A 14,506-nucleotide genomic window follows, 5' to 3' on the forward strand; every position below is an offset into this window, starting at 1 on the left:
GCCGACCTTGGTGAGTTCACCGGCCAGGCGGCGCTTTCCCCCCTGTCGACTCGCCCGGGCACAGACCCAAGCCCTGTGTGAGGTCCGCGAGCGGCTCCTGCCGACCCGACGGCCGCGGTCCAACCCCCGCGTGATCAAACGCAAGATGGCCAACTGGAAGCTCAAGCGAGCCGAACACCGCAACCCACCCTGCCCCCAGACACCGAGCATCACGATCACCAAGCCGACCAGAACCACCCCGACCCACCGGAAGAAGCCCTAAATCACCGGTATTGGAGTTAGAGGCGCACGGGTATCTCGAACGGATCCGGCAGCGGACCGAGGACGGGCGGATGGTCACGATCACGGTCTCCTACAACAACCCGGAGGCCACCCGTGCCCGGCGTGCCCGGGAGGAAGCCGAGGAGGCCAAACGCCGTATCGCAACCGAGCCCCCAGCTCCGCAGGCTGCAACCCCGGCTCCCACCCGGGCTCCCACTCGGGCTGCCACTCGGGCCGCCACCACCTCCACCCCCGCCGTCGCCCTCCTGTCCAACCTCCGCCGCGACGACCCCCGCCTCCTGCTCTCCGTACGGGACGTCCAGCGCCTGGCCCCGGACGTCGAGAACTGGTTGGAACGGGGCGCATCCCGGGATGACGTACGCAGGGCCCTGACGACGGGGCTACCGGACTCCATCCGCCACCCGGCGGCCTTGATCGCGCACCGACTACGAGAACACCTGCCACCGCCGCTCCCGCCAGAAGCCACGGCTCCGCCCGGTGCGGCGGCAACCACGCCCCGGCACCCCCTACAGACGTGCGACGGCTGTGAACGCGCCTTCCGGTCCTCGGAACCGGGCCGCCGCTGCCGCGACTGTAGACGGGACGCCGAGGCGAAGGACGGGGAGGCGAAGGACGGGGAGTCCGGCGCCGCCGGTCACGCCCCCCGACTGGCCAGGAGCCGCCCGACCGCGTACTCCAGTGCGGCGATGCGGTCGGCGAGTTCGGTGCGGTCGCCGGCCGTGGAATCGCGCAGGAGGAGTTCCATCTCGGCGAGCTGGGCGGTGATGTCGGCCAGGCGGGCTGCTTCTCCGGGCTCTCCGGCCACTCCGAGCTCGCCGGCCTCTCCGAACTCTCCGGAGCCGCCAGGTCCGCCAGGTCCGCCAGGTCCGCCAGGTCCGCCGGGCTCACCGGGTCCGCCGGGGGACGGGGGCGGTGCGGCTTCGGGGGGACCCGAGCTCGCCGACAGACCCTCGCGCGGTCCCGCGGAGTGCCCGGAGTGAGCGGCGGGCTGCTGGGAGGGCGGGCACGGCTCGGATTCCGGGCCGGCCGCGGTGCGGGGCGCGGCTTCGGCGGCGGGTGGGCTCTCGGTGGTCAGGAGGCGCTTCAACTGCTCTGCCTGGGCGGCCAGTTGGCGGTTCTTGCGGTGCAGGTCGAGGAAGACGTTCACCTTGGTGCGCAGCAGCCAGGGGTCGAACGGCTTGATGAGGAAGTCGGCGGCGCCGACCGTGTAGCCGCGGTAGGCGTAGTTGGGGTCCACCGAGGCGCCGGTCAGCAGGATGATCGGGACGTCCTTGGTCTGGTCGAGGCCCTTGATGTTGGCGGCGGTCTCGAAGCCGTTCATGCCGGGCATGAGGACGTCGATCAGGACGACGGCGAACTCCTCGCGGAGCATCGCCTTCAGGGCCTCCTCGCCGGAGCGGGCGCGGACGACCTTCTGGGTGAGGGAACCCAGCACGGCCTCCAGCGCGACCAGGTTCTCCTCCATGTCGTCGACGATGAGGATGCTTGCCGAGGTGTCCGGTGTGGTCGTCATGTCTGCTGCCCCGCCGTTCCCTGGTCGTCATGGCCGGCACCCGCCCCGGCGGCGGACTCGGCCTCCTGCGCGAGCTCGGCCTCCTGCGCGGACTCGGCCTCCTGCGCGGACTCGGCCTCCCGCACGGACTCGGCCTCCCGCACGGACTCGGCCTCCTGGTCGGGGGCGGTGTCGGGGTGCGGGTGCGGGGTGGCGTGCTCCGGGTCCAGGAGGCGGCAGATCACGGAGAGCAGGCGGTCGACGTCCACCGGCTTGGGGATGTAGTCGTTGGCGCCGCTCTCGATGGCCTTCTCCCGGTCGCCCGGCATGGCCTTGGCGGTGAGCGCGATCACCGGCAGGTCCGCGAAGCGTGGCGCCTGGCGGATCGCCTTGATCATCTCGTAGCCGTCCATCTCGGGCATCATGATGTCCATCAGCACCAGTGAGACGTCCGGTGCCTGGTCGAGGGCCTCCAGTCCCTCGCGGCCGTTCTCGGCGTACTTCACGCGGATGCCGACCCGGCCCAGGACGTGGGTGAGGGCGAAGACGTTACGGATGTCGTCGTCGACGATGAGGATGCGGCGGTTGCCCAGCACCTCGCCGGGGCGTCCGCTGAGCCAGTCCTTCAGACGGGTGGTCTCGGGCCAGGTGACGTCGCCGCCGTCGGCGGAGTGGGTTCCCGTCGGCGGCACCAGCTCCGGTTCCTCCAGGGACGAGAAGACGTCGCCGTGTGGTTCGGCCGGTGCGGCGGCGGGCCGGGTCACGGCCGCCCCGGTCGTGAGGTCCGCGGTGCGGGCGGGATCGACGGTGAGCATGGTGCGGGCCGACGCGGCGCCCTCCAGGGGGCGGACGGCGGGGGTGGCGCTGGGGGCGGGCAGCGGTGCGGTGTAGCGCGCGGGGACGTACAGGGTGAAGGTCGAGCCGACGCCCTCCTCGCTCTCGGCGATGATCCGGCCGCCGAGCAGGGCCGCCATGTCGCGGCTGATGGAGAGGCCGAGGCCGGTGCCGCCGTACTTGCGGTTGGTGGTGCCGTCGGACTGCTGGAACGCCTCGAAGATCCCGTCGAGCTTCTCGGGCGGTATGCCGATGCCGGTGTCCTTGACGGCGAGTGCGATCACGTCGTCGGCGTTGTGCAGGGAGTCCTCGGTGAACTCCTTTCCCGACAGGCGCCTGACGGTCAGCTCGACACCGCCGGTGGAGGTGAACTTCACCGCGTTGGAGAGCAGGTTGCGCAGGATCTGCTGGAGACGCTGCTCGTCCGAGAAGAGCTCCTCGGGGACGTCGTCGTCGACCTTGATGTCGAAGCTGAGGCTGCGGTCGACGGTGAGCGGCTTGAAGGTGGCGCGCACGTAGTCGAGGAGCTTGTTGAGGGGGAGCGTCTTGGGGTGCACGTCCATCCGGCCGGCCTCGATCTTCGACAGGTCGAGGATGTCGTTGATCAGTTGCAGCAGGTCGGAGCCGGCGCGGTGGATGGTGACGGCGAACTCGACCTCCTGCGGGGAGAGGTGGCTTTCGGGATTGTCGGCGAGCAGTCGGGAGAGCACCAGCAGGGAGTTCAGCGGGGTGCGCAGCTCGTGCGACATGTTCGCCAGGAACTCGGACTTGTACTGGGAGGAGGTGGCGAGCAGTGCGGCCTTCTCCTCCAGCTCGGCGTTGGTCAGTTGCAGCTCGTCGGAGCGCTGGCGGAGCTCGGCGGTCAGCCGCTGGGACTCCGAAAGCAGGGACTCGGTACGGGAGTTGGCGATGATGGTGTTGATGGAGACGCCGATGGTGTTCACGAACTGGTCGATGAAGGCCAGGTGGACTTCGCTGAAGCGGCTGAAGGACGCCAGCTCGATGACGCCGAGCACCTGGTCCTCGAAGAGGACCGGGAGGATGACGATGCTGGCGGGGGCGGCGGCGCCGAGGCCGGAGCTGATGGTGATGTAGTCGGGTGGTACGGCCTCGACGAGGATCCGCTTCTTCTCCATGGCGGCCTGGGTGATCAGGCCCCAGCCGGGTGTGCCCAGGCGGAGCCGCGGCAGCGTGCGGGGGCCTTCGGGCTGGCCGGTGCCGTAGCCGGCGATGAGCTCCAGGCCCTCGCCCGGCTGGGCGCCCGCCTCGGCCAGGAAGAACGCGCCGAACTGGGCGTTCACCAGCGGGGTCAGCTCGCGCAGGATCAGGTCGGCGACCTCGACCAGGTCGCGGTGGCCCTGCATCAGACTGGCGATACGGGCCAGGTTGGACTCCAGCCAGTCCTTGGCGCGGGTGGTCTCGCGGAGGTTGGCGACCATCAGGTTGATGTTGTTCTTCAGCGCGGCGACCTCGCCCTGGGCGTCCACGGTGATCGAGCCGGACATGTCGCCCTGGGTGACCGCGCTGGCCACCTCGGCGATGGCGCGGACCTGCGTCGTCAGGTTCAGCGCCAGGTCGTTGACGCTGGTGGTCAACCGCTTCCAGGTGCCGTAGACGCCCTCGACCCGGGCCTGGCCGCCCAGTTGGCCCTCGCTGCCGACCTCGCGGGCGACGCGGGTGACCTCGGAGGAGAAGGAGGAGAGGGTGTCGACCATGGTGTTGATGGTCGTCTTGAGTTCCAGGATCTCGCCGCGGGCGTCGACGTCGATCTTCTTCGACAGGTCGCCCTTGGCGACCGCGGTGGCGACCTGGGCGATGTTGCGGACCTGCGAGGTCAGGTTGTCGGCCATCGAGTTGACGTTGTCGGTGAGGTTCTTCCAGACGCCGGAGACGCCGTGGACCTGGGCCCGGCCGCCCAGCCGGCCCTCGGTGCCGACCTCGCGGGCCACCCGGGTCACCTCGTCCGCGAACGCCCGCAGCTGCTGGACCATGGTGTTGACGGTGTCCTTCAGCTCCAGGATCTCGCCGCGGGCGTCGACGTCGATCTTCTTCGACAGGTCGCCGTTGGCCACCGACGTGGTGACCTGGGCGATGTTGCGGACCTGCGAGGTCAGGTTGAGGGCCATCGAGTTGACGTTGTCGGTGAGGTCCTTCCAGACCCCGGAGACGCCCCTGACCTGGGCCTGACCGCCCAGGTTGCCCTCGGTGCCGACCTCGCGGGCGACGCGGGTGACCTCGTCGGCGAAGGCGGAGAGCTGGTCGACCATGGTGTTGATCGTCGACTTGAGTTCGAGGATCTCGCCCTTCGCCTCGACGGTGATCTTCTTGCCGAGGTCGCCCTCCGCGACCGCGGTGGCGACCTGGGCGATGTTGCGGACCTGGGACGTCAGGTTGTCGGCCATGAAGTTGACGCTCTCGGTGAGGTCCTTCCAGACCCCGGAGACGCCCCTGACCTGGGCCCGGCCGCCGAGCTGGCCCTCGGTGCCGACCTCGCGGGCGACGCGGGTGACCTCGTCGGCGAAGGCGGAGAGCTGGTCGACCATGGTGTTGATCGTCGACTTCAGTTCGAGGATCTCGCCCCGGGCGTCGACGGTGATCTTCTGGCTGAGGTCGCCGTTGGCCACCGCCGTGGTCACCTGGGCGATGTTGCGGACCTGCCAGGTCAGGTTGGACGCCATGAAGTTGACGTTGTCGGTGAGGTCCTTCCAGACCCCGGAGACGCCCCTGACCTGGGCCCGGCCGCCGAGCTGGCCTTCCGTTCCCACCTCGCGGGCCACCCGGGTCACCTCGTCGGCGAACGCCCGCAGCTGGTCCACCATCTTGTTGACGGTCAGCTTCAGCTCCAGCAGCTCGCCGGTGGCCTCGATCGTCACCTGCTGGGTCAGGTCGCCGCGGGCCACCGCCGTGGTGACCACGGCGATGTCCCGCACCTGTGCGGTCAGCCGCGACGCCATGGTGTTGACCGCCTCGGTCACATGCAGCCAGTCGCCGGAGAGGCCCTGGACCTTGGCCCGGCCGCCCAGCCGGCCCTCGGTGCCGACCTCGCGGGCGACCCGGGTGACCTCGCCGGTGAACAGCGACAGCTGGTCGACCATGCGGTTCACACCGCTGCCCAGTCGGCGCAGGTCGCCGTGCAGCTGGCGGTTGCCGTCGTGCAGGTCGACGTGCTGGGTCAGATCGCCGTCGGCCACCGCGTCCAGGACCCGGGTGGCCTTGGCGAGCGGGACGGACAGGGCTTCGAGCACGGTGTTGGCCGCCTCGATGTTCGTCGTCCAGGTGCCCTGGCCGGGGCTCGCGGAGATCCGTTCGTCCAGCCGTCCCTGGCGGATGATCTCGCTCCGTACGCGTTGGAGCTCGGAGGCGAGATGGGCGTTGCGGGCCACGACCTGGTTGACGACGCCGGCCAGGTCGGCCAGGACGCCGTTGGCCGCGGCGCGGTCACCGGAGACTTCCACACGTGAGGTGAAGTCCCCGTCGCGTAGTGCGTTCATCGCCTCCAGGAGCGGCCGCAGCTCGCTGGTGCGTACCCACTGGGCATCACCGTCACCACAGGGCGACGGCGAGGGGGGCGGGTCGAGAGCCATCGCGTCCTCCCCCCAGTGATCGTTGTGGAGAGATCCATTGGGGCCGAGTGATCCTTTTCGGTGGATATGACATAGTATAAAGCGCTTGTAATGACTTTTTCCCGGGATATCCAGGGGCCGCAGTGGCAACGCTGTCCTCCGCGTACGCGACGGAATCCGTGTCCCGGAAAGGCCTGCCGGCCAACCAGCTCGCGGCCTCCGGGGCGCGCAAGTTCGTGCGCGCACTGCTCACCGAACGGGCCGCCGCGCCGCCCGCCACGGCCGGCCCGGGAGCGGCCGCGATCAGCACCGACCTCATCCAGACCGCCGTCCTGCTCACCAGCGAGCTGGTCACCAACGCCGTGATGTACGCCGGCACCGATATCGACGTGAACTGCCGCATCGAGCACGGCCCGCCCGCCGACTCCGAGGAGGGCGGCGGCCGGGCGACGGTGGGCGTGGTGATCGAGGTCTCCGACCGCCACCCGGCCCGGGGCGTACGAGGCGGTGTGGACGCCCGGACCGGCGAGCCCGGCTACGGGCTCCAGCTGGTGAGCGCGCTGGCGGAGGCCTGGGGCGTGACGTACCGCAAGTCGGTGAAGACGGTCTGGTTCCGGCTGGAGGCCACGGAGGGCGAGCCGGCGTCCACCGGCCCCGAGCCGCCGCGCGAGCCGCCCGTCCGGCTGGCCCATCCGGTGAGCCCGCGCGCCCGCCCGCACGGGTACGCCGCCGAATGGGCCGACCGCGGCGGCCCGTCCTTCCTCGCCGAGACCAGTGAGCTGCTGGCGGGACAGCTCGACCAGGACATGGTCACCGCGCTCGCCGCCCAGCTGCTGGTGCCCCGGCTCGCCGACTGGTGCGCGATCTGGCTGAGCACCGAGGGCAGCGGGATGCAGCTGTCCCGCGTCTGGCACGTCGACGAGCGGCGGATCGTTCCGCTCCGCGCCGACCTGGAGCGCGACCCGCCCACCGACATGGTCCGCACGGCCGGCACCCCCTGGCCCTGGCCGGAGTCCGCCGGGACGGTCCCCACCGGCGGGTCCGCGCTGGCCTTCCCGCTGGTGGCCCGGGACACCGACCAGGGCGTCCTGCTGCTCGGCCGGGCCGGGCAGCTCCAGATGACCGACACCGTCGTACGGATGGTCGAGGATGTGGCGCGCCGGGTCGCGCAGGCCGTCTACACCGCGCGCCAGTACACCCGGCAGACCACGATCAGCCTGGCCCTCCAGCGCCGGCAGCTGCCCGCGTCGCTGGCCAGCATCGTCGGCGTGGACACCGCGATCGTCTACGAGCCGCACGGCGAGGGGCAGACCGTCGGCGGCGACTTCTACGACGTCTTCCCGATGGGCGACCGCCGCTGGTGCTTCCTGCTCGGCGACGTCCAGGGCAAGGACCCGGAGGCGATGTCCGTCACCGGTCTCGCCCGGCACCTCGTCCGCCTCCTGGCCCGCGAGGGCCACGGCGTCGAATCGGTCCTCAGCCGGCTGAACGTCGCCATGGCGGAGGAGACGGCGGAGGCACTGGAGCTCAGCGGCGAACGGGCCGAATCCCGCTTCCTGAGCCTGCTCTACGGCGAGTTGGAGGTCGACCCGGGCGTACTGGGCGCCCGCTGCATCGTCGCCAGCGCCGGCCACCCGCCCCCGCTGCACCTGTTCGTCGACGGCGCCGTCGAGCCGGCCGCCGAGCCACAGATGCTCCTCGGCATCGACGAGGGCACCGAGTACCACGCCAGCTCCTTCCAGCTCGCGCCCGGCGAGACCCTGCTGTGCGTCACCGACGGCGTCACCGAACGCCGCTGCGGCAACTGGCAGTTGGACGACAACGACGGCCTGGTCGAGGTCCTCAAGGAGGGCCAGGGCCTGGGCGCCAAGGCCCTGGCCGAGCACGTACGGCGCGCCGCCCACGACTTCGGCACCGGCCCGGTGGAGGACGACCTGTCGGTACTGGTCCTCCAGGCGCTGCCGGCGTAGCCGGCGGGGCCTCCCACGTGTTTGTCTGCGGCGCCGTGGTGGTTTCTCGCCGTGGCGCCTGCGGCGGGCGTTGTGTGTCGGGTGCGGTGCCGTCTGTTCACTGCCGGTTGGGGACCACTCGTGTCCGCCCCCACCGGCCTTCTCCCTTCCCACTCACGGGAGGGGACGGGCCGGAGGGGCAGGGTTTCCGGACGTAAAGCGAAGCAGTCCGGAAACCCTGCCCCGCAGGCCCGTCACCGCACCCAACAAACCCACGCCCGCCGCAGGCGCAACGGCGAGAAACCACCACGGCGGGAAAGCCAAAAACGTGGGAAGGCCCTGATGACGTACCGCCGGTACCCGAGCAGAATCACCAGGACATTACCCTCGCGTAACGGCCGGAGGCCCCTGGTGTACAGCACGATGCAGGACGTACCGCTGCTGATCTCACGGATCCTGACCCACGGATCGACGGTTCACGGCCAGTCCCAGGTGATCACCTGGACGGGCGACGGCGAGCCGCATCGCCGTAGCTTCGCCGAGGTCGGTGCCCGGGCCGCCCAGCTGGCCCACGCGCTGCGCGACGAGCTGTCCGTGGCCGACGAGGAACGGGTCGGCACCCTCATGTGGAACAACGCCGAGCACATGGAGGCCTACCTCGCCATCCCCTCCATGGGCGCGGTGCTGCACACGCTCAATCTGCGGCTGCCCGCCGAACAGCTGGTGTGGATCATCAACCACGCCGAGGACCGGGTCGTCCTCGTCAACGGCAGCCTGCTCCCGCTGCTGGCCCCGCTGCTGCCGCAGCTGCCGAAGGTCGAGCACATCGTGGTCGTCGGTGCGGGGGACACCACCGTCCTGGACGGTGCGCGGGCGCGGGTGCACGACTACGAGGAGCTGATCGCCGGGCGGGCGGAGCGCTACGACTGGCCGGAGCTCGACGAGCGGGAGGCCGCGGCGCTCTGCTACACCTCCGGCACCACCGGCGACCCCAAGGGCGTGCTCTACAGCCACCGCTCGCTCTACCTGCACTCGTTGCAGGTCAACACCGTCGAGGCGTTCGCGCTCACCGCACGCGACATCACGCTCCCGGTCGTCCCGATGTTCCACGTCAACGCCTGGGGCCTGCCGCACGCCGCGTTCATGGTCGGCGCCTCGATGCTGATGCCGGACCGCTTCCTCCAGCCCGCCCCGCTCGCCGAGATGATCGAGACCGTACGGCCCACCGTCGGTGCCGCCGTCCCCACCATCTGGCAGGGGCTGCTGGCCGAGCTCGACGCCAAGCGGCGGGACGTGGCCTGTCTGCGGACGGTCGTCATCGGCGGCTCGGCCTGTCCGCCGGTCCTGATGCGCGGCTTCGAGGAGCGGCACGGCATCCGCGTCGTGCACGCCTGGGGCATGACCGAGACCTCCCCGCTGGGCACCGTCTCGCACCCGCCGGCCGGCGTCAGCGAGGACGAGGCGTGGGACTACCGCGCCACCCAGGGCCGCTTCCCGGCCTCCGTCGAGGCGCGGCTGATCGGCCCCGGCGGTGAACAGCTCCCCAAGGACGGCACGTCCGCCGGTGAGCTGGAGGTCCGCGGGCCGTGGATCGCCGGCGCGTACTACGGCGGCGCGCAGGGCGAACCGCTCCGCCCGGAGGACAAGTTCAGCCCGGACGGCTGGCTGCGCACCGGCGACGTCGGCACCATCACCCCCAACGGCTACCTGACCCTGACCGACCGCGCCAAGGACGTCATCAAGTCCGGCGGTGAGTGGATCTCCTCGGTCGAGCTGGAGAACCACCTGATGGCGCACCCGCACGTCGCGGAGGCCGCGGTGGTCGCCGTACCGGACGACAAGTGGGGCGAGCGTCCGCTGGCGACCGTGGTGCTGAACCAGGGCGCCACGATTGGCTACGAGGAGCTGAAGGCGTTCCTCGGCGAGCGGGTCGCGCGCTGGCAGCTGCCGGAGCGCTGGGCGGTGATCCCGGCGGTGCCCAAGACGAGCGTCGGGAAGTTCGACAAGAAGGTGCTGCGCAAGCAGTACGCGGACGGCGAGCTCGACGTGACGCTGCTGGCGTGATGCCCGTGGGCGGGGGCCCGGGCGGTCCTCGGGGTGGGGCCCGGTCCGGGCCCCACCGCTGTCAGTTCGTGCCGATCTTGGCGAGCAGGTCGACGATCCGGGCCTGTACCTCGGCGCTCGTCGAGCGCTCCGCGAGGAAGAGCACCGTCTCGCCGGACGCCAGCCCCGGCAGCTGCGTCGGGTCTATGTCGGCGGAGGTGTAGACGACCAGCGGAGTGTGGTCCAGCAGCTTGTTGGCGCGCAGCCAGTCCACGATGCCGGCCCGCCGACGGCGCACCTGCATCAGGTCCATGACGACGAGGTTCGGCCGCATCTGGGTGGCGAGGGTGACCGCTTCGGTGTCCGCACCGGCCCGTGCGACCTGCATCCCGCGCCGCTCCAGCGACGTGGTCAGGGCGCCCGCGATGGCGTCGTTCTGCTCGATCAGCAGCACCCGTGGCGGGTGCGCGTCGCTGTCGCGCGGGGCCAGCGCCTTGAGCAGGACGGCCGGGTCCGCGCCGTACGCGGCCTCCCGGGTGGCATGGCCCAGGCCGGCGGTCACCAGCACCGGGACCTCGGCCGCGCCCGCCGCCTGGCGCAGCGACTGGAGCGCGGTACGGGTGATCGGCCCGGTCAGCGGGTCGACGAAGAGCGCCGCCGGGTACGCCGCGATCTGCGCGTCCACCTCCTCACGGGAGTTGACGATCACCGGGCGGTAGCCGCGGTCGCTCAGCGCCTGCTGGGTGGCGACGTCGGGCGCCGGCCAGACCAGCAGCCGGCGCGGGTTGTCCAGTGGCTCCGGCGGCAACTCGTCGTCCATCGGCATCGGCTGACGGTCCATCACCTCTATGGCGCCGTTCGGGCCGTCCAGCGGCTCGGGGCCCTCGCTGCCCTCGTCGGGCGCGGAGATCGCGAAGGCGCGGCCCTCGCCGGTGTCCATCAGATGCGGCTGGGCCGGGGACGGCTTCCGCTCCGGCTGCGGGGGCGGCGGCGCGACCGGGCGCGGGCGCGTCTCGGCGGGCGTGGTCTCGGCCCTGCGCTCGCCCTCCTGCGGCGGCGCGGCGAGCTTGCGGCGGCGGCCCGAACCGGCGGACGTCCCCCCGGGGGGCGTGCTGCCGGGCGGCGCCGGCGGGTGCTGCTGATCGGAGAGCTGCTGCGCGAACGGCACCCCCTGCCCGAGCGTGCGCACGCTGAACGCCCGCCCGTGGGAGTGTCCGTCGTCCTCCGCGGCGGGCGGCAGCGGCTGCCGGTGCGCCGCGGTCGGCCGGCCCTGCGGGGGCAACGGGGCCTGGCCCGGGGCCTCTTCGGCGGGGCTGGGGCGACCGCGCCGGCGGCCGGTGGGGGCGGGGGCCGGCGCGGGGCCGTCGGCCGCCTCGGGCGTGCCCGGGGCCGGAGCGGGGGCGATGCCCGGTGCCGTCCCGCTGGCCGTCTCCGTCGCCTCCGCGGGATCTGCGTGTTCGGTCGGCTGTGCCACCAGCCCCTCCGGGCCGGCCACGAAGGTGCCGGACGATTCGGAGTCGGCCATCGCGGCCGCCGCCCGCTCCTCGGCCGCGGCTCGCCGGGCCCGCCGCCGACCGGTCGGCTCGGCGTCCCAATTCCCTTGCTGATCGGCGGAGTCGGCGTTGGCCACGGCCTCCGGGGCGGACCCGGACGCGGCGCCCTCCGGCCCGGCGGCCACCGGCCGGCGGGCCCGACGGCGCCCCGTGCCGGCCCCGTCCTGCGGTCCGGCGGCCTGTGCGGGCACCTGCTCGGCCGTCGCGGGCCCTTGCGCGGGCGCCGCGGGCAGCGCGGGCAGCGCCGGCTGCGGGTCGGGCGCCGGCCGCGGGTTCTGGTCCGCCGCCGCGGGCGGCAGCGCGAAGGCGGTACGCGCACCGGCCGGCGGCTGCGCCGTGGCCGTCGCCTGGGCACCCCGCCCGGGCGCCTCGGCCAGCGCCCGGCGCGCCCGACGCCCGGCCGGCTGTACGGGCCCAAGGCCCTGCGGCCCCGCCGGCAGCTGCGCCTGGCCGGGGAACTGTGCCTGGCCCGGGATCTGGGGACGCGCCGGAACGGCGGTCCCGGCCGCCGGGGCGGCCCCGGTCTCCGGCGCCGCGCCCTGGCCACCGGAGCCGGCCCCCTGCGGCTCGGCCGGCCGTCCGGTTCCCGCCGGCAGCGCCGGCAGTCCGCCGCCCTCCGTCGCGCCCTGCGTCGTGCCCTGGGTCGTGCCCTGCGTCGTGCCCTGCGGAGCCCGCCGGCGCCCGGTCGGCGGTGCGGCCTCGGCGCCCGCCCCGCCCGGCGGCCGCCCCCTACCGTCCGCGCCCGTACCGCCGCCCCGGCCGCCGTCGGCAGCCCCCGGGCCGGCCGCGTCCGGCCCGCCGGAGCCCTCGGCATCCGGCGCGGCCTCGGCGCCCTGCTCCGTGCCCGGCCGCCGGGCCCGTCGCCGGCCGGTCGGCTGGGCCGCGCCGTCCTTCGTACCGTCGGCGAGCGGCACACCGGCCCCGCCGGTGGCACCCTCGGCGCCCGCGCCGGTCGCACCGTCCGCACGGCCCTCGCCCGCGGGCCCCTGGCCGCCGTCCGCCGCACCGCCCTGGGCGCCCTGCGCCCCGGCGCCCGGCACCGGCGTCCCCGAAGTCTTCTGGCCGGCCTGCGTGGCCGAGTCTCCGCCGGAGCCTTCGGCACCGGGGGCACCTCCATCCGGGCCCGCCCCCGCGGCGTCCGGCGACGCCGTGCCGTCCGCCGCCACCGGCAGCTCCAGCACATACGCGCTGCCGCCGGCGCCCGCTCCGCCGCCCGGCGCCCCCGGCATCTCGTGCGTCTGCATCAGCCCGCCGTGCTGCCGCACGATCCCGCGGACGATCGGCTCATGGACCGGGTCGCCGCCGCCGAACGGGCCGCGCACCTCGATCCGTACGACGTCGCCGCGCTTGGCCGCCGCCACCACGATCGTCGAATCCCCGGGAATCGCCCCCGCACGCCCGCCCGCGCCGGGACCGGCCGCACCGACCGGCATCCGGCCCGTGGAGTCCACGCCCGCGACGTCCGCGATCAGATGCGACAGCGCCTGCGCGATCCGCTCCGCGTCGACCACCGCCTCTATCGGCGGGGCGTGCACGGCGAACTGCGCCCGTCCCGGCCCGATCAGCTCGATCGCGCCCTCGACGCCCGCCGCGACGACCCCGTCCAGCGAGACCTTCGTGCGGTTGAGCTTCTCCTTGCCGGAGTCCAACCGCTGGTAGCTCAGGACGTTGTCCACCAACGTGGTCATCCGGGCGTGGCCGGCCGCGAGGTGGTGCAGGATCTGGTTCGCCTCCGGCCACAGCTGGCCGGCCGGGTCCGACGCGAGCGTGCCCAGCTCGCCCTTCAGCTCCTCCAGCGGTCCGCGCAGCGCCTGCTCCAGCACGGCCAACAGCTGCGCGTGCCGCGCCGCCAGCGCGTCGTAGGAGCGCCGGTCGGTGAACGTCATCACCGCACCGACGAGCTGGTCCCCGTCCCGCACCGGCGCCGTCGTCAGGTCGACGGCCACCGCCCGCCCGTCCTTCGCCCACAGCACCTGCCCGCGCACCCGGTGCTTGCGCCCGGACTTGAGGGTGTCGGCCAGCGGCGTGTCCTCCCACGGCAGCGCCACACCGTCCGCCCGCGAGTGGTGGATGAGCGGGTGCAGCTCCTCGCCGCCCAGCTCGCTCGCCCGGTAGCCGAGGATCTGCGCCGCGGACGGGTTGACGAGCACGACCTTGCCCTCGGAGTCGACCCCGACCACACCCTCGGCCGCGGCCCGCAGGATCATCTCGGTCTGCCGCTGCTGGCGGGCCAGCTCGGTCTCGGTGTCCAGGGTCCCGGTCAGGTCCCGCACGACGAGCATCAGCAGCTCGTCGCCCGTGTAGCCGTTGCGGTGATCGGCGTACGCGGCCTCGAAGGCGGACTCGTAGGGGGTGCGCCCGTCCAGATTGGCGCTGGTCACCTCGACCAGCAGCTCTGTCCCGTCGGTGCGCCGCGCGACCATCCGCGTCGGCTTCGTCCGGCCCGCCTCGATCTCGTCGTCCCGGCGCCGCATGGACCCCGGGATCCGCTTGGAGTCGAAGGACGGCAGCAGATCGAGCAGACCGCGCCCCACCAGGGCCGTGCCCGGCGCCTCGAAGGTCTCCAGGGCGATGGCGTTGGCGTTGACGACCGTGCCGTTGCAGTTGACGAGCAACAGCGCGTCGGGGAGGGCGTCGAGTATGGCTGCGAGGCGAGCAGCGCCTCGGGATGGCCTGCTGCTCACGAGACGCTTCCTCCCTGTTACCGCACCGTGCCGGCCCGCCGGGACGGACCGCTGGGATGGAGTCTACGGGCACTCGCCCGCGACGCGGAGGCGGATGACGACGGGG

4 protein-coding genes and 1 pseudogene are annotated in these 14,506 nt (G+C 72.9%); 2 read left to right on the forward strand and 3 right to left on the reverse strand.

Translation table 11 applies throughout. The features are described 5' to 3' along the window. Positions 1-1,345: 1,345 nt before the first annotated feature. Both AB0C96_RS00305 and AB0C96_RS00310 read right to left on the reverse strand, forming a co-directional pair. Positions 1,346-1,795: pseudogene (locus tag AB0C96_RS00305) on the reverse strand (response regulator); the annotation flags it as partial. Next, entirely contained in the window at positions 1,792-6,192 is a 4,401-nt protein-coding gene (locus AB0C96_RS00310; protein WP_362912066.1) for a HAMP domain-containing protein, read from the reverse strand. The pseudogene AB0C96_RS00305 and the gene AB0C96_RS00310, both read right to left, overlap by 4 nt. Positions 6,193-6,350: 158 nt before the next feature. Here AB0C96_RS00310 and AB0C96_RS00315 point away from each other — a divergent pair, with 158 nt between their 5' ends. Both AB0C96_RS00315 and AB0C96_RS00320 read left to right on the forward strand, forming a co-directional pair. Continuing rightward, on the forward strand, positions 6,351-8,141 hold the full coding sequence (locus tag AB0C96_RS00315; protein ID WP_362912429.1) for a SpoIIE family protein phosphatase: 1,791 nt from the start codon (positions 6,351-6,353) through the stop codon (positions 8,139-8,141). A gap of 390 nt (positions 8,142-8,531) precedes the next feature. Continuing rightward, complete coding sequence (locus tag AB0C96_RS00320; protein WP_362912068.1) at positions 8,532-10,184, forward strand: long-chain fatty acid--CoA ligase; 1,653 nt, start codon at positions 8,532-8,534, stop codon at positions 10,182-10,184. Between the two features lie 61 nt (positions 10,185-10,245). Here AB0C96_RS00320 and AB0C96_RS00325 read toward each other — a convergent pair whose 3' ends face one another. Beyond that, positions 10,246-14,400 carry a PAS domain-containing protein gene (locus AB0C96_RS00325; protein WP_362912070.1) on the reverse strand — a complete coding sequence of 1,385 codons (4,155 nt, stop codon included), beginning with the start codon at positions 14,398-14,400 and terminating at the stop codon, positions 10,246-10,248. Positions 14,401-14,506: the final 106 nt, after the last annotated feature.

This window comes from Streptomyces sp. NPDC048506 (genome assembly GCF_040651315.1).
GTDB lineage: Bacteria > Actinomycetota > Actinomycetes > Streptomycetales > Streptomycetaceae > Streptomyces.